This is a genomic window from Dyella halodurans, assembly GCF_026283925.1.
In the GTDB taxonomy this organism is placed as follows: Bacteria; Pseudomonadota; Gammaproteobacteria; order Xanthomonadales; family Rhodanobacteraceae; genus Dyella; species Dyella halodurans.
The window spans coordinates 305,913-325,011 of record NZ_JAPDPF010000003.1; the positions used below are offsets into that span (position 1 = coordinate 305,913).

Genomic DNA, 19,099 nt, shown 5'->3' on the forward strand with positions numbered 1-19,099 from the left:
CCGCAGGTAGGAAAAACCCGAGTCTGCGCGTGCCATTTCGCGGCGGCCCTGATGCGGATCAAGCGTAAGCCGACATACGCCTGCGTACTTTTTCCCGGCCACCCTGGCCGGAAGCGATCGGCTCAGGCGGCTTCGCACCGATAGGCAGCGCGGGCGGCGCGCGCCATGCGCGCACCCGACGCTCGCGTTCGTGGTCGCGCGCCACGACACCAGGCCGCGCTGGACCTACCGGAGCAGGCATACACGCGCGCTGCCATCTGCGCACTTAGGTTCGGACCCCGGCAGTGATGAGGAAACGGCGCGTGCGCCAACGCACGCCAATAAACATCAGGCCTACCACCAGCCACGCGGCGCACAGCGCCAGCCCGGCCGCACGGGCGAGCCAGGCCACGGGGTAAAGCGTGGCGGCCACCAGCAGCAGCGCCGCAGCCGCCAGCGCAAGCAGGCCCGCACTCCGGTCGCGCGAGGGCATCAGGCGTTGTACGCCAGGCAGCTGCACCCCACGTCCAACCCGTCGATGCAGATCTATCCAACCCAGAAAGGCGACGATCTCCAGCGCCATGCCAACCACCAGCACGGGCAGCGCGCCGCCCAGCGCGAGGACGGCGGCGCCCATCTGATACCTGTTGCCTACCCCGAAGGCCAGCGCCGACAACACCAACGCCGCGGCGCCGCCTCGCCAACTCCACCATAGCGGCCCGCGCCGAGACGATGGCGTGCGCCGCTGCAGTCCGAGCACCCCAACACCGAATGCGAGCGCGCACGACGCCAACACGACACACATGCCACCTGCATCGTCACGACCGAGCCGCCAGGCCGCCGCCGCAGACAGCAGCAACGGGAGCGCGACCAGCCAGGTCGCCAGGTGCCTGGCCGACGGCACCCGCGTGCCTTGGAACATGGGCATGACCACGCCGGACACGCTGACCAACAGCAGCAACACCCAGCCGGCGATACCCCAGGAAGCGTGCACGTCGACCAGAGCCGGCAGGCGTATCGGGAAATAACCCGCGCGAGCCAGCGCCAACGTCGCTCCGAGCAAGCCCACGATCGATCCGAATGCCAGCGACATACCGATGCCCGCGCGCAACAGCCGCTGCAGGGAGGCCTGCAGCAGGCCAGGAACCGTCATGCCGGCCAGCATCGCAAACGCAGTCGGCAAGGCGAGTGCTGCCGCCAGCAGGGCCACATGCGAACCCTGTCGCAGGCCGAATACGAGCGCCAGCGCGCCCGCGTTGAACAAGCCGTGCAAGTACGCACCGAGGCGCACACCACGCAGGCGAACGCCAGCCGCCGCCGGCAAAAACTGCAGCAGGCTGCCGAACATCGCGTTGCCGAGCACGCCCAGCGTATAGGCATGAACCAGGGCCAGCGTGCCTGGATGCCAACGCGAACGCAGCAGTGCGTCGCCATCGACGAGCAGCAGCACACCCGCCAGCATCCCCCACGGCGGCATGCTGAGCAGAAAGCGGCGCGGCAGCGAGACTACCGGCGCCTGATCAAGCGCCAGCTTGGCCATCGCCGCAAGTAGCGTCGCTTGCATGGCATCGAATGGTCACGCGCGTGCCGCCCTCGGCAAGTGGCTCCGCCCGCGCGTCGAGGCCACGTTCGGCCAGGGCAGTCAGCAAGGGCATCGGCATCAAGGGCGTGAGCACGACCAGCGACTGCCCAGGCACCAGTGTGTCCGCCGCGGCCAGAGCGCGCTGCAAGGGTTCGGGGGGCGCAAGCTCGCGCAGATCAAGCGGCGCCGCCGGAGGGGCATGATCGGTGCTGCAGGCGCAGCCGCGGAATGACGTTTGCATGCACGGATTTCAGCGCATGCGCGACGTCGGCGCGCTGACTCAAGTCAACGCGCCGGCGCAGCCGGCCAGGCCGGATCGGATCTTCACGATCAAAGTGGCTGCTTGCCCTGCCACTCCAGTTGCAGCCATAGCTTGGTGCTGTCGCGTGAAAAATTATCCGCGCGGTAATCGGCCAGCTTCACCAGGCCAGTGAGGCCAGGCAACAGCGGGAACGACAGCGAGGCATTCCATTCGCTGCCGTAGTGCGCGGAGCCGCGATCGGCATGGTAGTCGTGATAGCTGACGATCCAGCCAAACTTGCTGGCCAGGCCATGGCTGCCCAGGTTGCCGTTGAAGGCGACGTAGTAATCCTGCAGGCCATTGACCGGCGTGACCAGGAATTGATCGTCCCAGCCATTGAAAGCATGCAAGGTGGCCAGCGGTGTCTGCAAGGCCGTGCGGCCGTCGCCGCCCAGATGCTCCCAGCCCAGCTTGCCGGTGACGCCAAACTGGGTCCATGCGGGCTCCAGCAGCCAATAGCTGTGGGCGAAGTTCTGCGGATTGTTCGCGTAGTCGTATTGGCGCGCACCTTCGAGCGCCCAGCTGAAGCCGCCATCCGGTGCCGGCTTGCCGGTCCAACGCAGGCCATAGGTGGCGGTGGAGGCGGTGGCGACGTCCTTGTCCTTGTGCAGATAGGCGTAGCCAACCCATTGCTGCTCGCCGTGCGTCCACGCCGTGTTGAGCAGATGGGTGTTGAGCAGGCGCTGCTGCGCCAGTGGATTGAGCGCATCGGGACCGGCCACGCGGTTCACTCGTTCTAGCCAGTCGTAGCGCACGGTCCAATCCGTGGCGGGCCTCCATTGCGTGGATAGCGCGTCGAAGGTCTGCTCGAACTGGCGCCAGCCCGAATTGCCTATCCAGCGCTGATTGTCCAACACGATCTCCTGGCGGCCCAGCCTGGCGCCGAAGCTGTCACCCAGCCAGCCGACCCAGGCCTGGTTGAGTTCGCCGCCGTGCGGATCGGTGATGGTGGGGTATTGGGTCTGACCGTTGGCGCCGCTGTTGTAGTGGTCATTGGCGCTGGCCACGCCGGCACCCTCCACGAAGGCACTCCAGCCGTTACCCAGGTTCGCCCGCAGGCCCAGGCGCACACGCAAGGTATCGGCCATGGCGGTGCGACTGTAAGCATCGTCGTCGACCTGCTCGTGGCGAAGTCGCGCATTCCATTCGAGTTGCAGCGGCGCATCGGGTGTCGGCGCCGATTGTGCGCTGGCGGCGCTTGACGCGGCCAACGCGGCGCAAAGGGACAAACCAAGCCGGTAACCGCGGCCGTGGTGTAAAGCTCTCATCCAAGACTCCTGTCTCATCACTCGCTATCGAGTGCAAGCAGTCTCGGTGGATGGGTTTCGATGTCGTCTGACGATGGTCAAGGGAAAAACGTTCGACGTGGCGCTGTGACAACGCGCCACGCTTCGTCACCGGCAACGCGCTTTTCCATGGCTTCGCCGCCCGACATGCGAAAGCAATGATGGTCGTCGCGGCATGAACTTCCACACTCTGCGGCCAGCAGATCCGGTTCGCGGCCACGCAAGTGGCGTGTGCTCACTGCAGCAAGCATGCGCCAAGCACTTTGCGAATCGACGCACGCAAGACTGGCGATCACTGCGCCATAAGCGACGCGCTTGCGTATCGCGCGTGACGGATCGGGACGCGGGCAGGTAGCCAGGCGCGTAACAGCAGAAGTCACCAACGGTGGCGATCCGTTGGTGGCTTCCATCTCGCGTGACGTGAGTCGAGGCCGCCGTCTCCGTCGCGTCGTGCCTATTTGGCGGCGAGTGCCTTGCGCACGGCCTGGACGAAATCCGGATCCAGCCGACCCATGACGTCGCTGCGCGCGAGGATGCGGCCATCGGCATCCAGCAGGATCAATTCGCTGGAATGATTGAAGTCACCATCCGGCAGCTGTCGGTACTGCAGGCCGAGCAAGGCAGCGAGCTGACGCGCGTCCTGCGACTCGGCGCGGGCGAGCGTCCAAGGCGGCGCGTTCAACTTGCGCCGGTCGGCGTATTCGCGCAGCGCCGCAACACTGTCGCGGGCTGGGTCGAAGCTCACCAGGAGCAGGTCAAGCCGGCCACGCGCCGACTCATCCAGCGCCTTCGCGGTAAGTTTCATGGTATCCACGACCATGGGGCACACCATCGTGCACGAGGTGTAGAACATCGAGACCACTTGCACATGCCCTCGACGCGCAGCCCATGGCCAGTCATGTCCGTCCTGGTCGGTGAGCCTGACCTCGAGCTGATAGACCGAGTCCCCGGGAAGCGGCGCACGGGCAAAGACCTGGCCTGCAAAGAAAACCAGACACAACAACATCAGCAGGTGTTTCATCACAAATCCTCAGTGCGAGCGCGCACAACGGAAGCCCATCGAGCTGGTGGTATCAGAGGCTTTCAGCGCGGACAGCATGGCGACACGCATCAGGCTGGCGTAGTTCTCTTTCTGCTGCATGGTGAGCGCACCGGCGCCACAGAACTTCAACTTGTCGGCGCCATCCTGGTCCCGGCTATCGACGCCGACCAGCAAGGCATTGAAGTCGCCCACCCATTCCCATACCAGGCCATTGAGATCGCTTACTCCATGCACGTCCGCCGCGCCGCCGATGGCGGGCAGCGGCGTGTTGGAAGGACGGCCGTACCATGCCAGTACGCGCTCGCGCCATGCCGGGTCGTTGCGCGCATCGGCACGGTGGTCATCGGCCGCGGCCGCGTATTCCCACTCGTACCAACTCGGCAACCTGGCCTGCTCGCTCTCGCAATAGGCTTGTGCGGCAAACCAGCTGATTTGCGTCACCGGTTGTGATGGCTGTGCTTCGCTGCCCAGCACATCGGCTGCTGCCCAGTGCGAAAGGTAGCGACCGTCGGCAAAAATTCCCGCTACGCGGTCGCGGCGCCACTGTGGGTGCGTCTGCACGAAGGCGAGGAATTCCGCGTTGGTAACCGGCTCGGTGCGCAGCTGGAACGGCTCGATGGTCACTGGTGCCGCCTTGCCATCGGCCGGCATCACGCTGGTGAACAGGCCGCCCGGCAGGGCGGCGTAGTTCGCCGCCGCTGCCGGCAAGGAGAGCAACGCGCCGAGCATCAGTATCGGCAGACTGCGCAGCGCGTTCATCGTCAGTGCCCCGCTGCCGCCGGCGCCGGCTGTGCGCGCACCTTGCTTACCTCCTCCGCACTGATCTGCCCGCCAGGATTGCCCCAGCTGTTGAGCACATAGGTGAGGATGTTGGCGACTTCGTCGTCGGTAAGCTGGCTCATCGGCGGCATCACCGAGTCGTAGTCCTTGCCGTTGACCGTGACCTTGCCCGTGCGGCCATGCAGCGGGATCGCAATCAGCTGCTCCTTGCTCTGCTTGGCCAGGTAATCGGACTTGGCGAGGGGAGGAAACACGTTAGGCAAACCTTCGCCGTTCGCCTGATGGCAGACCGAACAGGTACCGGCAAACAATTGCTGGCCGGCCTTGACCTGGTCATCCTTGCTCAAGGTGCCCGCTGCATTGGCCTTGGCCGCGACGCTGACCGCATGGAGGTTCGGCCCGGCGCGGTCGCCCAGGTAGACCGAATCGACTTCCTTGCCCGAGTAGATCGCCTTGTTTTCCGGGCCATCCACCTTGAGGATGCCCATCGCGCCCTTGTTGAAGGCGCGGAAGATCGAATGGTCGACCAGTACATAGCTGCCCGGCACGTCCACGTGGAATTCCGCCATCATCGCGCCACCGGACGGAATCAGCGTGGTCTGCACGTTCTCCTGCGCGTGCTTGCCGCCTTCGTAGTAGACCTTGTCGAAGATCTCGCCGATCACGTGGAAACTCGACACCAGGTTCGGTCCGCCATTGCCCACGAACAGGCGCACGGTTTCGCCGGTCTTGGCGGTCAACGCGTTGTCGCCGGTCAGCGCGCCCTCGCGGCCGTTGAACAGCACGTAGGTCGGATGCTCATCGATCGCCTTGTCCATATCGAACGGCTGGTGACCCTTCTCGCGGTACTTGCCCGTCGTATAGAAGTCGCCCTGCATGACGTAGTACTCGTGGTCCACCTTCGGCAAGCCTTCCGGCGGCTCCACCAGGATCAGGCCATACATGCCGTTGGCGATGTGCATGCCCACCGGCGCCGTGGCGCAGTGGTAGACGTAGATGCCGGCGTTGAGCGCCTTGAAGGTGAATTGCGACTCGTGCCCCGGCGCGGTGAAGCTTGACGCCGCGCCGCCGCCCGGGCCGGTGACGCCGTGCAGGTCGATGTTGTGCGGCATCTTGTTGTCAGGGGCATTCTTCAGATGGAACTCCACCGTGTCGCCCTGGCGCACGCGGATGAAGCTGCCTGGCACCGTGCCGCCGAAGGTCCAGTAGGTATAGGTGACACCCTCGGAAATCGGCATCTCCTTCTCGACCACCTCGAGGTCGACGATCACCTTGGCCGGCGTCTTGCGATTCAGCGGTGGCGGCACGTTCGGCGGTATGCCGAGCACCGCGTGGATCGGCTCGCCCTGCGGCGGACCGAGGTCGCCCGGCACTCCGGCTGGCGCGCCGCCCGGGGCGGCGCCGGCGGCGGCGACCGTGCCCGAAAGCAAGCTGGCGGCAATCAGGAACGTGGACAGTAATCGTGACATGCGCTTCTCCCTGTGAATCCTTGTGCTCAGGATAGGCAGGGGCTTTTTTCGCCGATTGACTTGCGTCAGAGCAAATGTAGACAGCGCTGCAATGCGGCAACCTGCCACAGGAGTCGCTGTGGACGGTCAGCTCAGTCCGGCCACGCTGCTGCGGGCCAGGCATTGAAGGCCGGCCCGGTCACGCAGGGTTACCGCCCTGCCCTCGATGTCGATCAGCCCCTGGCTGCGGAAGCGGCCGAGCACCCGGCTCACGGTCTCGGCCGCCAGGCGCAGATAGTTCGCGATATCGCTGCGCGCCATGCTCAGGCGGAAGTGCACGCCGGAGAATCCACGCGCCTCGTAACGGTCGCCAAGGTCGATCAGAAACGCTGCCATGCGCTCGTCCGCGCTGTAGTCGCCGGCCAGCAGCCTCGCCGAACCCAACTCCCTGCTGAGCAGGCGGAACAGATGCTGTTGCAAGGCCGGCATGCGCCCGGCCAGTGCACTCATGGCCGGAAACGAGAAGCGGCAGAACTGCGCCGACTCCAGCGCAACGGCTTCGCACGGAAAACGATCGGGGTAGATGGCGTTGAGGCCGATTACCTCACCAGGCAGATAGAAGCCCAGCACTTGTTCACGCCCTTCCTTGTCCACCACGCACGTTTTCACCGCGCCTGCGCGCACCGCGTAGATGGCACGGAAGGGATCGCCGGTGCGGAAGATATGCGCGCCCTGCCGATAGGGACCGACATGCTCGACCAGGCAATGCAGGTCGGAAAGTTCGGGCTTGCCGTAACCTACCGATAGGCAGGCATCAGCAAAGGCGCAGGTGCTGCAGAAATGGATCTCGTCGCCGTCATCCGCGATGGGGTTGCGCCAGTGGATCAGCTGGCCATGCGATTTTTCGGCAGACATTACCAACACCCCTGTTTGCTTTGCCTTTCAGATCGTGCGCGAGTAGCGCGACAATTCGGATGGACGACGAAGATAGGCGTCGAAGCACATCGCGATATTGCGCAACAGCAGGCGCCCCCGCGGCGTCACCTGGATGCTTCGGCGATCCAGCACGATCAGGCCATCCGTGGCCAAGCCATCGAGGCGCTCCAACTCGCTGGCAAAGTATTCGGCGAAGTCCAGCCGATGGCGTTCGCTGAAGGCGGCCAGATCCAACGCGCCGTGGCACATCAGCTCGCTGATGACGGCACGGCGGGCACGGTCGTCCTCGTCGAGCATCAGGCCGCGTGCTATCGGCAGGCGACCGTTGTCCAGCGCCGCGTAGTAGCCGGTGAGGTCGCGCGCGTTCTGGCTGTAACTATCGCCGATGCGGCTGATGGCGCTGACGCCCAGCCCGATGATGTCGCAATCGCCATGGGTGGAATAGCCCTGGAAATTGCGTTGCAGCGTGCCGGCGCGTTGCGCACGCACAAGCTCGTCGTCCGCCCGAGCGAAATGATCCATGCCAACGTAGATGTAGCCGGCACCGCACAGCTTTTCCAGCGCGCGACCGAACAAGGCCAGGCGCGTCGCGGGGTCGGGAAGGTCGTCGGCTTCGATCTGCCGCTGCGCCCGGAACAGGTTAGGCAGATGGGCATAGCCGTACACTGCTACGCGGTCAGGCGCCAACGTGATTACTTCGTCCAGCGTGCGCTCGAATCCTTCCAGCGATTGCCGCGGCAATCCATAGATCAGATCGACGCTGGCCGAGCCAAACCCCGCTTCGCGTGCCGCGACCAAGACCTCGCGGGTCTGCTCCACGCTCTGGATGCGATTCACCGCCGCCTGCACCACGGGGTCGAAGTCCTGGATGCCTACCGAGATGCGGTTGAAACCCAGCGCTCCCAGCCCCCGCACGTAGTCGCCATCGGCAAAACGCGGATCGATCTCGATACCGTATTCGCGCGCGCCATGCCGGTCATGGCAGAAATGGTCTTCCAGGCATTCGACCAGCGCGGCCATGCGCGGCAGATCGAGGAAGTTCGGCGTGCCGCCGCCGAAATGCAGCTGGCGCAGCGGGCGATCCCGATCGAACATCGGCGCGATCAGCGCCACTTCACGTTGCAGGCGCTGCAGATAGTGATCCGCCTTTGCCATGTCGCGAGTAATGACGCGCGTGCAGCCGCAGTAGAAACAAGGACTGAGGCAGAACGGCACATGCACATACAGCGACAGCGGGCGCGGCATCGGTTCTTCGTTCGACCATCGGGCTGCCTCGCGCAGCGCCGCTTCGCCGAAGTCCACATGGAACTGGGGCGCCGTCGGATAACTCGTGTAACGCGGCCCCGCCACGTCGTAGCGCGCGACGAGCTGCGCGTCAAATTCAGGAGCGTTCGTGATAGTGCGCATGCGCGGCAGTATCGCCGTCATGCTCGTGGGCCAAATTGATGGCGATCAATTCGCTGCGGCAATACGCGCCCAAACGCCGCGGCGACCTCACGGTAGCCGCGGCGGCCAGCTGTCAGCGCTTGAGCGGTGCGACAACTTGTTCGATGGCACCGAAGATCGACGCGCCCGCCTGGTCGGTGACATCAATACGCAGGCTGTCGCCGAACTTGAGGAACGGCGTGCTCGGCTTGCCGTCGCGCAGCGTTTCCACGGTGCGCTGCTCGGCCAGGCACGAGGCGCCCTTGCTGGTGTCTTCGTTGGCGATGGTGCCGGAGCCGACGATGGTGCCGGCGGTCAACGGCCGCGTCTTGGCCGCGTGTGCCACCAGCTCGGCAAAGCTGAATTGCATGTCGACGCCGCATTCCGCCTCGCCGAACCACTTGCCGTTGAGCCAGGTGCGCATCGGGAGGTGCAGCTTCTCGCCTTGCCAGGCGTCACCCAGCTCGTCCGGCGTCACCAGCACGGGCGACAGCGCCGAGCGCGGCTTGGACTGCAGAAAACCGAAGCCCTTGGCCAGTTCGCCCGGAATCAGGCCGCGCAACGAGACGTCGTTGATCAAGCCGACCAGCTGAATATGTTCAGCGGCCTGCGCCGGCGTGGCAGCCATCGGCACGTCGTCGGTCACCACCACCACCTCGGCTTCCAGGTCGATGCCGTAGTCTTCGCTGGGCACCACTACCGGGTCGCGCGGCCCAAGGAAACCGGCGCTGGTCGCCTGGTACATCAACGGATCGGTATAGAACGACTCCGGCACCTCGGCGCCACGGGCGCGACGCACGCGCTCGACGTGGGGCAGATAGGCACTGCCGTCGACAAACTCGTAGGCGCGCGGCAGCGGCGAGGCCAGGGCCGTCGGGTCGAGCGCAAACGCGCCGCTCGCGTTGCCGGCGTTGAGGTCTTCCGACAAAGCGTTGAGGCGTGGCGCGACATTCGACCAGTCGTCCAGCGCGGCCTGCATCGTCGGCGCGATACCAGTCGCCTTGACCGCCTGCTTCAAATCGCGGCTGACGACCACCAGCGTACCGTCGCGACCGCCTTCCTTCAGAGAACCGAGTTTCATGCCTTTGCTCCATAGGCTGCGCTCAGCGACAGCCGTTCACATCTTTGATTCGGATGACCCACGCCACCCGGGGATGGGTCGTTTGACAGCGCTCAGCCGCCAGTGAAGTGCTTGCGGATGCCCTGCCAGCATTCGTAGTAGTTGCCCTGCAGCTGCGGCGCTTCCAGTGCCTGTCTGGTCGGATGGATCACGCGACGCGTCTCGAACATGAAGGCCATGGTGCCGGTGATCACGTCAGGCTTGGACAGATCCGCCGTCGAGGCCTTTTCGAACGTCGCCGCATCCGGCCCATGCCCGCTCATGCAATTGTGCAGCGAAGCGCCGCCGGGCACGAAGCCCTCGGCCTTCGCATCGTAGGCGCCGGTGATCAGGCCCATGAACTCGCTGGCGATATTGCGGTGGAACCACGGCGGGCGGAACGTGTGCTGCGCCACCAGCCACCGCGGCGGGAAGATCACGAAGTCCATATTGCTCACCCCAGGCGTGTCGCTAGGCGCATGCAGCACCAGGAAAATGCTCGGGTCCGGATGGTCGTAGCTGATCGAGCCAATGGTGTTGAAGCGGCGCAGGTCGTATTTGTACGGCGCATAGTTGCCGTGCCAGCCGACCACGTCGAGCGGCGAATGATCGATGGCCGCACGCCACAGCTCGCCCTGGAATTTCGCAATCAGCTCGAACTGGCCTTCCACATCCTCATAGGCGGCCACCGGCGTGAGGAAATCGCGCGGATTGGCCAGGCCATTGCTGCCGAGCGGACCGAGGTCGGGCAGGCGCAACATGGCGCCGAAGTTTTCGCACACGTAGCCACGCGCCGATTCGTCCAGCAGCTCGACGCGGAAGCGCACGCCGCGCGGAATCACCGCGATTTCCAGCGGCTCCAGCTCGATGACGCCCAGTTCGGTGGCCAGGCGCAGGCGGCCCAGCTGCGGCACGATCAGCAGCTCACCGTCGGCGTCGTAGAAGAAGCGCCCCTGCATCGAACGGTTGGCGGCGTAGATGTGGATGCCCACGCCCGACTGGTCCGCCGCACTGCCGTTGCCGGCCAGGGTGACCAGGCCGTCGATAAAGTCGGTCGGCTCGCTCGGCAGCGGCCAGGGATCCCAGCGCAACTGGTTGGGCGTAGCGGGGGCGTCGCCAAAACGGTTGTGAAAGCGGCCCGGCGGCATCGCCTCGAACGGGTGATGCATTGCGGCGGGGCGAATGCGATACAGCCAACTGCGACGATTGCTATGCCGGGGGGCGGTAAACGCCGTGCCCGATAGCTGTTCGGCATACAGGCCGTGGGCGACCCGCTGCGGCGAGTTCTGCCCCTCCGGCAGCACGCCAGGCAGCGCCTCGGTGGCGAATTCATTGGCGAAACCGGACTGGTACTGCTGCTTGCTGGCTGACATGGAAGCTCCGCGATCTGTCCGCTAGGGCGGTGTCATGCACGACGCCGCACGATCCTATTACTCTTGCCTGTGACTGCTGGCCCGCCTCGTTCAAGGGAAGAGGCGTTGTTGTTCATTCATTGCAACGACACCAAAGGAAACCACATGTCCGACTCATTCTCGTCACTCGGTCAAGCTACTGCCGTCCCCTCGATCAAGGACCTCAGCCAGCCACTCGCCTCAGGCAAGGGGTGGATGAAGTTCGTCGGCATTGTGTCCATCATCCATGGGGCCCTTATCGCCCTCTCCATTATCGGCCTGGTCATCGCCTGGCTGCCGATCTGGATGGGCTTGCTGCTGATGCGCTCGGCCAACGCCATCGAACGCGCCCAGCTCAGCGGCGATGCCGACGCCTTGAAGGAATCACTCGCCAAGCTGCGCACCTATTTCGTGGTCCTGGGCGTGCTCATCCTCGTCGGCATCGTCATCTCGGCGGTCTACTTCATGTTCTTTGGTGCAATGATCGCCACCATGATCAGGAATGGAAGCTTTCCGCACTGATCGTTGCCAGTACGGTGGCCGCCCACGGCGGCCACCGTGCCAGCGCCTTACAGCACGCCGCGCTTCATCTGGTCGCGCTCGATCGACTCAAACAGCGCCTGGAAGTTGCCCTCGCCAAAGCCCTCGTTGCCCTTGCGCTGGATGATCTCGAAGAAGATCGGGCCGATATTGTTCTGCGTGAAGATCTGCAGCAACTTGCGCTGCTTGGTCTCCGGGTCGGCGTCGATCAGGATCTTGTTCTTCGCCAGGCGCGGCACGTCCTCGCCATGGTTCGGAATGCGCAGGTCGATCACTTCGAAGTAGGCGTCCGGCGTATCGAGGAAGCTCACGCCCTTGGCGCGCATCGCTTCGACCGTGTCGTAGATATTGTCGGTGAAGCAGGCGATGTGCTGGATGCCTTCGCCGTGGTACGCATCGAGATACTCGTTGATCTGCGACTTCGGATCGCTCGATTCATTGAGGGGGATGCGCACGATGCCGTCCGGCGCGGTCATCGCCTTGGACACCAGGCCGGTCTTGGCACCCTTGATGTCGAAGTAGCGGATCTCGCGGAAATTGAACAGGCGCTCGTAGTAATCCGACCACTTCTGCATGTTGCCGAAGTAGAGGTTGTGGGTCAGGTGATCGATGAAGGTGAGACCGAAGCCCGCCGGATGCTGGTCAACGCCCGGGATCGGCTCGTAGTCGCCGTCATAGATGCTGCCCTTGGCGCCGTAACGGTCGACCAGGTAGAGCATGCAGTCACCGATGCCCTTCACCACCGGCGCATTCACTGCCTTGGTCTCGGCCTTCTCCGTGATCGCCTCGCCACCATTGCCAAGCACCGTGCCCAGGACCTCGGCAGCGGGCTTCTGGAAGCGAATGGCAAAGCCGGCCGCACAGGGGCCATGCGCCTTGGCGAAGTCAGCCGCGAACGATTCGGGATCCTCGTTGACCAGGATGTTGACGTCGCCCTGGCGGTACACCGTGATCGGACGGGACTTGTGCTTGAGTACGGCAGTGAAGCCCATGTTCTTGAACAGCGTATGCAATTCATGGGCACGGCCCGCGGGAGCGGCGAATTCGACGAACTCGAAGCCGTTAATGCCCATGGGGTTTTCGAAGGTGGTGACCTGCATGCCAAGATTGGGCTGCGCGCTCATGGGAATCTCCTGGTTGATCTAAGACTCAATGGCCCTACGCCTAAGCGTGCGACCATCCATATAAGATGAGCGTTATAGTTACATATGAAACCATTTGCAAGGAGCGTCGCAGCAGTGCCCGTTGAAACCCGTCCCGACCATGCGCCACTCGAACTCGAGCACTTCCTGCCGTACCGGCTCTCGATCCTGTCCAATGCCGTCAGCCAGGGCATTGCCGACGAGTACCAGCGCCGTTTTGACCTGAGCATGACGGAATGGCGCGTGATGGCCGTGCTGGCCCGCTTCGATGGCCTGTCGGCGCGCGAAGTGGCCGAACGTACCCTGATGGACAAGGTGGCGGTGAGCCGGGCCCTGGCGCGCCTGGTGGAATCGGGCCGGGTCAACCGCGGCACCCACGACGGCGACAAGCGCCGCTCCGTGCTCGGCCTCAGCGAGGCCGGCTGGCAGGTCCATGACGAAGTGGCGCCGATGGCGCGGGCCAGGGAGCGCGAGCTGCTGGCCAAGCTGGATGCCGAGGAACGCGATTGGCTGATGCGCATCCTCGACAAGCTCCAGCCGGTCGATCAGCCCTGAGGCATCGAGGGGGAAGCATGCCTTCCCCCTCCTCCCCCTGCGCTTACTTCACGCCATGCATCAGGCGGTTGATCAACGGCGCAATCAGGAACAGCAAGGCGCCTGCCCCAACTAGCGACCAGAAGCCAAACGTGTAGCCGGTCAGCGCCGACTGCACCGTCATGCCGCTTTCGCCGCTCACGATGCCCGCGAAAATGCCGGACAGGTTGTTGCCGATGCCGGTGGACAGGAACCAGCCGCCCATGCCGAAGCCGACCAGGCGCACCGGGGCCAGCTTGGTGACCATCGACAGGCCGATGGGCGACAGGCACAACTCACCCACGGACTGGATCACGTAGACCATGAACAAGGTCCAGAATGGGATCTTGCCGGCCTCATTGACGAGGCTGGACAGGGCAAACATCAACAGCAGGAAGGCCAGGCCGTTGAAGATCAGGCCCAGGCCGAACTTGCGCGGAATCGACGGATTGCGGCGACCCATGGCCACCCAGATCCAGGCGATCAGCGGCGCCAGCGCAATGATCGCGATGGAGTTCACCGACTGGAACCAGGCATTGGGAAAGGTGAAGCTGCCCAGCTGGCGATTGACGATCTGGTCGGCGAGGAAGGTGAACGAGCTGCCGGCCTGTTCGAAGAACATCCAGAACAGCACGTTGAAGACAAAGATGATCAGCATCGCGATCACCTTGTCACGCTGCACCCTGCCCTCGCGAATGCCCTCGACCAGCAAGAGCAGGGACAGGCCGATGAACAGCGCACCGAGCACCCAGGCCAGCACGGTGGCTGCAGCGAGGGTCTTCTCGAAATCCACCGCGCCATTGACCAGCACCGGGTGAATGGCGCCGAAGCTCAGCAGCGCCTTGGTGACCAGGGTGGAAAAACCACCACCCATCAGGAAGTACACCACGGGTACCGTCACCACCACGCCGATCAGCACGTAGACCACGCGCATCAGGCTCTCGCCGCCCGCAGGCGGCCGGCCCACGTCCTTGAGGCCGCGGCGGCCGATCCAGAACCACACCAGGCTGATCAGCATGCCCACGCCGGACGCGATGAACACATATTTGTAGTTCGGCATGCCCTGAGTGCCGAAGATCGATTCGGCCAGGTACTGGGTGATCACCGGCGAGATCATCGCGCCGAGGTTGATGCCCATGTAGAAAATGGTGAAGCCGCTGTCGCGACGGCCATCGGCTACCCCGTAGAGCTGGCCGACCATGGTCGAGATATTCGGTTTGAACAAGCCGTTGCCGGCAATGATGGTAGCCAGGCCCAACTCGAACACCTGCTGGTTCGGCACCGCGATGGCGAACAGGCCCACCATCATCACCGCCGCGCCGACCAGGATCGAGCGCTGATAGCCCAGCACGCGATCGGCGATGTATCCGCCGAAGATGGCCGCCGCGTAGACCAGGGCCAGGTAGGCGCCGTAAGTGCGACTGGCCGGCGCCTGGCCGACGGCGTCCCCGCCGAAGAACTGCGCCACGATATAGAGCACCAGCGCCCAGCGAATGCCGTAGAACGCAAAGCGCTCCCAGAACTCGGTCATGAACAACATCCACAAGGGCCGCGGGTGACCCATGGTCTGTGGGTAATCAGGCACACGCGGTGCGGTGGTGAGGGTGTCGCTCATGCCTTCCCCTATGGGTACGGGCCGGCTCGTCGGGTGCGGACCGGATGGTTGCCGACGGAGAGATGTAACCGGCAGCTACCGAACCCGTCAAATGCACCGCAACATTTTACGATCCCGGTGGGACTCCGCGCAAAGCCTTGGCTGTCGCGGGAAACACGGTGAGGCGGCGCCAACGCCGCCCCACCGGTCGACTCAGCGCACGCCGTGCATCAGCCGGTTGATCAGGGGCGAGATCAACAGCAGGAACACGCCGGCACCGGCCAGCAGCCAGAAGCTGAAGGTGAAGCCGCTCAGCGCGGAAGCGGCCGTCATGCCGCTGTCGCCGCTGATACGGCCGGCCAGCAGGCCCGACAGATTGCCGCCCACCGCCAGCGACAGGAACCAGCCGCCCATGGCCACGCCGGTCAGGCGTGGCGGCGCCAGCTTGGTCACCATCGACAAGCCAATCGGCGACAGGCACAACTCACCCACGGTCTGCAGCACGTAACACAGCGTCAACGGCCAGAACGGAATCAGTCCGTGGCTATCGACCAGGCGCGACAAGGCGTACATCAGCGCGGTGAAGCCCAGGCCGTTGAACACCAGGCCGAGGCCGAACTTGCGCGGAATCGACGGTTCCTTATGGCGCCGCGCCAGGAACGACCAGACCTGGGTCACCAGCGGGGCCAGCACGATGATCGCCAGCGGACTGACCGACTGGAACCAGCCAATCGGGAATTCCCAGCCGCCAAACATGCGCCGGTCGACCATGTTCGCCGCCAGGAAGTTGAACGACGTGCCCAGCTGGAAATAGAACATCCAGAACAGGATGTTGAAGGCGAAGATGATCAGCATCGCCAGCACCCGGTGCAGTTGCACGCGATCGTGGCGCATCGCCTCGACGATCAGCATCGCCGCCACGCCGACAAACAGCAGGCCCAGCAGCCATTGCAGGCCATTGGCGCCGACGAAGGCCAGCAGCAGATAGATCAGCGGCACCGCCGCCAGGATGCCCAGCAGCACCCACACCACGCGCATGCGGCTGGCCGCCTCCGGCGCCGGCCGCCCCACCCCGCCCAGACCGCGCCGGCCGAACCAGAACCAGAACAGGCTCAGCACCATGCCGACGCCGGCCGCGCCGAACACCAGCCGGTAGTTCTGCTGCATGGGCGTGTCGGTGAAATAGCTGGCCAGCCAGCCGGTGAGCAGGGGTGCCAGCAAGGCGCCGCCGTTGATGCCCATGTAGAACAGGATGAAGCCGCGGTCGCGGCGGTCGTCCTTGGGCCCGTAGAGCTGGCCGACCATGGTGGAGATATTCGGCTTGAACAAGCCGTTGCCGACAATCACCATCGCCAAACCAAACAGGAACAATGATTTGCTCGGCAGCATCACCACGAACAGGCCCGCGGCCATAACCAGGGCGCCGAGCAGGATCGAGCGCTGGTAGCCGATGATCTTGTCCGCCACATAGCCGCCGAAGATGCTGGTGGCATAGATCAGCGCCGTATAGGCACCGTAGATCTTGCTGGCCCAGGCCTCGCCGGCGGGGTCGCCATGGAAGAAGTGCGCCACGATGTACAAGGCCAGCGCCCAGCTGACGCTGTAGAACGCAAAGCGCTCCCAGAATTCGGTCATGAACAGCATCCACAACGGCCGTGGATGACCGAGCATTTGCGGATAGTCCGGCACCGGCGAAGGTGCGCTGGTCGTGGTGTCGCTCATCTATGCCCCTTGGGGTGCAGGTCGGCACGCCGCGTGCAGACCGCTGTGGTTACGGGCCGGCGGATGCAGCGCGCATCCACCGACCGGTCAAATCCTTGCTATAGATACCCGGATCAGCTGCCGAGCTCGGTGCGCACGTCCAGCAACTCGGGAAAGAACTCCAGCTCCAAGGCCTTCTTCAGGAAGGCCACGCCAGACGAGCCACCGGTGCCGCGCCGGTTGCCGATGATGCGTTCCACCGTTTTCATATGGCGGAAACGCCAAAGCTGGAAACTCTCCTCCACATCCACCAGTTGTTCACACATGTGGTATTCCGGCCAGCACGTGGAGCGGTTCTCGTAAATGCGCTTGAAGACCGGCAGCAAGGCGTCGTGCCGTTGATAGGGCTGGGTCCAGTCCCGCGCAAGCAAGTTGGCTGGCACCTCGTGCCCCTGGCGCTTGAGGTAGCGGAGGAACTCGTCGTACAGGCTCGGCGCCTCGAGCACCGCGCGCAGCTCGGCCTGCGCCGCCGGGTCATAGGCGAACACCTGCAGCATCTGCGCGTTCTTGTTGCCGAGCAGGAACTCGATCTGCCGGTACTGCAGCGACTGGAAGCCCGACGAGGCACCCAGCACGCCGCGAAATTCCAGGTATTCCGACGGCGTCAGCGTCTCCAGCACCGCCCACTGCTCGAACAACTGGCGCTGCACCTGCTTCACCCGCGCCAGGATCTTCAGGCAGGTATCCATGTCGTCGGCGCGCAAGTGGGCCAGCGCGGCCTTCAGCTCATGGATCAGCAGCTTCATCCACAGCTCGGCCACCTGGTGCTGGACGATGAACAGCATTTCGTCGTGGTGCGGCGGATTGCTCAACGGTCGTTGGGCCGACAGCAGGGCATCCAGCCGCAGATATCCGCCATAGGTCAGTCGCCCGTTCAGGTCGAGTTCGATGCCGGCCTCAAGGTCGCGCTGATTCTCGGTCATGGCCTTCCAGTAAGCGGTAAAAAGCGCATGTTAACCGTTGTGGAGGCCCCCTCCGTACGACCGCGCATGCTGCGCTGTACCTTGCAGCGCAACATCCCGCCCTGTTATCAAATGCGGTCTTGTCAGGGCCTTACGCGAGCCTGACCCCACTGGATGGGTCACCGCCTCCCTACACCCAATCCCCACCATTACTCACTCCGGGAGCGAGTCGTGTCCATCGCCGCCAAGTTTGAAATCGAATACCTGCAGTATCTCGATGCCGAAGGCAAACAGGTCCGTGACGATCTGCCTGAATTTGCCAAAGACCTTGACCACATGGTCGAGCTGTACAAGCTGATGCTGTCGACCCGCGTGTTCGACGCCAAGTCGGTCGCCTTGCAGCGTACCGGCAAGCTCGGCACCTATGCCAGCTGCCTGGGCCACGAAGCGGCCCACGTCGGCATCGGCAGCGCCATGCGCCCGGAAGACGTGTTCGCCCCCAGCTACCGCGAGTACGGCGCGCAGCTGTATCGCGGCGTGCAGCCGCGCGAGGTGTACATGTACTGGGGCGGCGACGAGCGCGGCAACGACTACCAGAAGGAACCTGCGCGCCACGACTTCGCCTGGTCGGTGCCGATCGCCACGCAGTGCCTGCATGCCGCCGGTTCCGCGCTGGCGTTCAAGATCCGCAACGAACCGCGCGTGGCCGTGTGCACGATCGGTGACGGTGGCTCGTCCAAGGGCGACTTCTATGGCGCCATCAACATTGCCGGCGCGCAGAACCTGCCGCTGGTGGCGGCGATCGTGAACAACCAGTGGGCTATCTCGGTGCCGCGCAAGATCCAGTCCGGTGCGCCAACGCTGGCGCAGAAGGGCATCGCTGCGGGCCTGTACTGCATCCAGGTCGACGGCAACGACATCATTGCCGTGCGCAAGGCGATGGGCGACGCGATCGAGCGCGCACGCGCCGGCCAGGGCGGTTCGGTGGTGGAGCTGGTGACGTATCGCCTGTCCGACCACACCACCGCCGATGACGCGCGCCGTTACCGCGGCGAAGACGAAGTGAAGGACGCCTGGGCCAAGGAGCCGATGAAGCGCCTGCGCAACTGGCTGGTGGCCAAGGGCGTGTGGGACGACGCCAAGGAAGAGGCCTGGAAGGCCGAGTGCGACGAGTGGATGGACAACGAGGTGAATGCCTACCTCGAGACCAAGACACAGCCGGTCACGGCGATGTTCGACTACACCTTCGCCGAAGTTCCTGCCGATCTCGCCAAGCAGCGCGATTACGTCCTTTCGCTCGAGAACAAGGGTCACTGAG

General features: G+C 64.3%; 17 protein-coding genes. 3 read left to right on the plus strand and 14 right to left on the minus strand.

The genetic code is table 11. The features are described from left to right. Window positions 1-265 precede the first annotated feature (265 nt). From OUZ49_RS08115 to hmgA, 10 genes are all read right to left on the minus strand, one after another. Window positions 266-1,543, minus strand: a complete 1,278-nt coding sequence (locus OUZ49_RS08115; RefSeq protein WP_266149831.1) for a hypothetical protein — start codon at window positions 1,541-1,543, stop codon at window positions 266-268. Then, window positions 1,500-1,802, minus strand: coding sequence for a DUF2249 domain-containing protein (locus tag OUZ49_RS08120; protein ID WP_266149832.1), 303 nt, complete (start codon window positions 1,800-1,802; stop codon window positions 1,500-1,502). Before OUZ49_RS08120 ends, OUZ49_RS08115 begins: the two co-directional genes overlap by 44 nt. 89 nt (window positions 1,803-1,891) lie before the next feature. Then, window positions 1,892-3,130: an alginate export family protein gene (locus OUZ49_RS08125; RefSeq protein ID WP_266149833.1), complete on the minus strand. Its 1,239-nt coding sequence runs from the start codon at window positions 3,128-3,130 to the stop codon at window positions 1,892-1,894. Between the two features lie 472 nt (window positions 3,131-3,602). After that, the gene (locus OUZ49_RS08130; protein ID WP_266149834.1) at window positions 3,603-4,169 is read right to left on the minus strand and encodes an SCO family protein; all 567 of its coding nucleotides are present in this window, start codon (window positions 4,167-4,169) and stop codon (window positions 3,603-3,605) included. Between the two features lie 9 nt (window positions 4,170-4,178). Next, the gene (locus OUZ49_RS08135) at window positions 4,179-4,949 is read right to left on the minus strand and encodes a formylglycine-generating enzyme family protein (protein WP_266149835.1); all 771 of its coding nucleotides are present in this window, start codon (window positions 4,947-4,949) and stop codon (window positions 4,179-4,181) included. A 2-nt stretch (window positions 4,950-4,951) separates the two neighbouring features. Next, window positions 4,952-6,439, minus strand: coding sequence for a copper-containing nitrite reductase (gene nirK / locus OUZ49_RS08140; protein ID WP_266149836.1), 1,488 nt, complete (start codon window positions 6,437-6,439; stop codon window positions 4,952-4,954). A gap of 126 nt (window positions 6,440-6,565) precedes the next feature. Beyond that, window positions 6,566-7,333: a helix-turn-helix domain-containing protein gene (locus OUZ49_RS08145; RefSeq protein WP_266149837.1), complete on the minus strand. Its 768-nt coding sequence runs from the start codon at window positions 7,331-7,333 to the stop codon at window positions 6,566-6,568. Between the two features lie 27 nt (window positions 7,334-7,360). Beyond that, window positions 7,361-8,761 carry an oxygen-independent coproporphyrinogen III oxidase gene (gene hemN, locus OUZ49_RS08150; RefSeq protein WP_266149838.1) on the minus strand — a complete coding sequence of 467 codons (1,401 nt, stop codon included), beginning with the start codon at window positions 8,759-8,761 and terminating at the stop codon, window positions 7,361-7,363. A 112-nt stretch (window positions 8,762-8,873) separates the two neighbouring features. Further along, window positions 8,874-9,860: a fumarylacetoacetate hydrolase family protein gene (locus OUZ49_RS08155; RefSeq protein WP_266149839.1), complete on the minus strand. Its 987-nt coding sequence runs from the start codon at window positions 9,858-9,860 to the stop codon at window positions 8,874-8,876. 92 nt (window positions 9,861-9,952) lie between these two features. Then, the gene (gene hmgA / locus OUZ49_RS08160) at window positions 9,953-11,251 is read right to left on the minus strand and encodes a homogentisate 1,2-dioxygenase (RefSeq protein ID WP_266149840.1); all 1,299 of its coding nucleotides are present in this window, start codon (window positions 11,249-11,251) and stop codon (window positions 9,953-9,955) included. A gap of 144 nt (window positions 11,252-11,395) precedes the next feature. Between hmgA and OUZ49_RS08165 the strand changes: the two genes are divergently transcribed. Further along, a complete protein-coding gene (locus OUZ49_RS08165; RefSeq protein ID WP_266149841.1) occupies window positions 11,396-11,791 on the plus strand; it encodes a DUF5362 domain-containing protein in 396 nt (131 codons plus the stop codon). Window positions 11,792-11,838: 47 nt separating this feature from the next. Here the strand turns inward: OUZ49_RS08165 and hppD are convergent, their stop codons facing one another. After that, window positions 11,839-12,933: a 4-hydroxyphenylpyruvate dioxygenase gene (hppD, locus tag OUZ49_RS08170; protein ID WP_266149842.1), complete on the minus strand. Its 1,095-nt coding sequence runs from the start codon at window positions 12,931-12,933 to the stop codon at window positions 11,839-11,841. Between the two features lie 114 nt (window positions 12,934-13,047). Between hppD and OUZ49_RS08175 the strand changes: the two genes are divergently transcribed. Further along, complete coding sequence (locus OUZ49_RS08175; RefSeq protein ID WP_380003496.1) at window positions 13,048-13,506, plus strand: MarR family winged helix-turn-helix transcriptional regulator; 459 nt, start codon at window positions 13,048-13,050, stop codon at window positions 13,504-13,506. 43 nt (window positions 13,507-13,549) lie between these two features. Here OUZ49_RS08175 and OUZ49_RS08180 read toward each other — a convergent pair whose 3' ends face one another. The 3 genes from OUZ49_RS08180 to OUZ49_RS08190 form a co-directional block, all read right to left on the minus strand. Beyond that, window positions 13,550-15,139 (minus strand): peptide MFS transporter, encoded by a 1,590-nt coding sequence (locus OUZ49_RS08180; protein WP_266149844.1) that lies wholly within the window; start codon window positions 15,137-15,139, stop codon window positions 13,550-13,552. Window positions 15,140-15,331: 192 nt separating this feature from the next. Next, on the minus strand, window positions 15,332-16,840 hold the full coding sequence (locus OUZ49_RS08185) for a peptide MFS transporter (RefSeq protein WP_266149845.1): 1,509 nt from the start codon (window positions 16,838-16,840) through the stop codon (window positions 15,332-15,334). 113 nt (window positions 16,841-16,953) lie between these two features. Beyond that, window positions 16,954-17,802: a tryptophan 2,3-dioxygenase gene (locus OUZ49_RS08190; protein WP_266149846.1), complete on the minus strand. Its 849-nt coding sequence runs from the start codon at window positions 17,800-17,802 to the stop codon at window positions 16,954-16,956. Window positions 17,803-18,012: 210 nt separating this feature from the next. On the opposite strand from OUZ49_RS08190, the gene pdhA reads away from it, so the two are divergent. Further along, on the plus strand, window positions 18,013-19,098 hold the full coding sequence (gene pdhA, locus OUZ49_RS08195; protein WP_266149847.1) for a pyruvate dehydrogenase (acetyl-transferring) E1 component subunit alpha: 1,086 nt from the start codon (window positions 18,013-18,015) through the stop codon (window positions 19,096-19,098). The last annotated feature ends 1 nt before the right edge of the window (window position 19,099 follow it).

Excerpts from the sequence above, each read along its gene's own strand:
- OUZ49_RS08115 (WP_266149831.1), bottom strand. The coding sequence starts at position 1,543 with ATGCAAGCGACGCTACTTGCGGCGATGGCCAAGCTGGCGCTTGATCAG.
- OUZ49_RS08120 (WP_266149832.1), bottom strand. The coding sequence starts at position 1,802 with ATGCAAACGTCATTCCGCGGCTGCGCCTGCAGCACCGATCATGCCCCT.
- OUZ49_RS08125 (WP_266149833.1), bottom strand. The coding sequence starts at position 3,130 with ATGAGAGCTTTACACCACGGCCGCGGTTACCGGCTTGGTTTGTCCCTT.
- OUZ49_RS08130 (WP_266149834.1), bottom strand. The coding sequence starts at position 4,169 with ATGAAACACCTGCTGATGTTGTTGTGTCTGGTTTTCTTTGCAGGCCAG.
- OUZ49_RS08135 (WP_266149835.1), bottom strand. The coding sequence starts at position 4,949 with ATGAACGCGCTGCGCAGTCTGCCGATACTGATGCTCGGCGCGTTGCTC.
- nirK (WP_266149836.1), bottom strand. The coding sequence starts at position 6,439 with ATGTCACGATTACTGTCCACGTTCCTGATTGCCGCCAGCTTGCTTTCG.
- OUZ49_RS08145 (WP_266149837.1), bottom strand. The coding sequence starts at position 7,333 with ATGTCTGCCGAAAAATCGCATGGCCAGCTGATCCACTGGCGCAACCCC.
- hemN (WP_266149838.1), bottom strand. The coding sequence starts at position 8,761 with ATGCGCACTATCACGAACGCTCCTGAATTTGACGCGCAGCTCGTCGCG.
- OUZ49_RS08155 (WP_266149839.1), bottom strand. The coding sequence starts at position 9,860 with ATGAAACTCGGTTCTCTGAAGGAAGGCGGTCGCGACGGTACGCTGGTG.
- hmgA (WP_266149840.1), bottom strand. The coding sequence starts at position 11,251 with ATGTCAGCCAGCAAGCAGCAGTACCAGTCCGGTTTCGCCAATGAATTC.
- OUZ49_RS08165 (WP_266149841.1), top strand. The coding sequence starts at position 11,396 with ATGTCCGACTCATTCTCGTCACTCGGTCAAGCTACTGCCGTCCCCTCG.
- hppD (WP_266149842.1), bottom strand. The coding sequence starts at position 12,933 with ATGAGCGCGCAGCCCAATCTTGGCATGCAGGTCACCACCTTCGAAAAC.
- OUZ49_RS08180 (WP_266149844.1), bottom strand. The coding sequence starts at position 15,139 with ATGAGCGACACCCTCACCACCGCACCGCGTGTGCCTGATTACCCACAG.
- OUZ49_RS08185 (WP_266149845.1), bottom strand. The coding sequence starts at position 16,840 with ATGAGCGACACCACGACCAGCGCACCTTCGCCGGTGCCGGACTATCCG.
- OUZ49_RS08190 (WP_266149846.1), bottom strand. The coding sequence starts at position 17,802 with ATGACCGAGAATCAGCGCGACCTTGAGGCCGGCATCGAACTCGACCTG.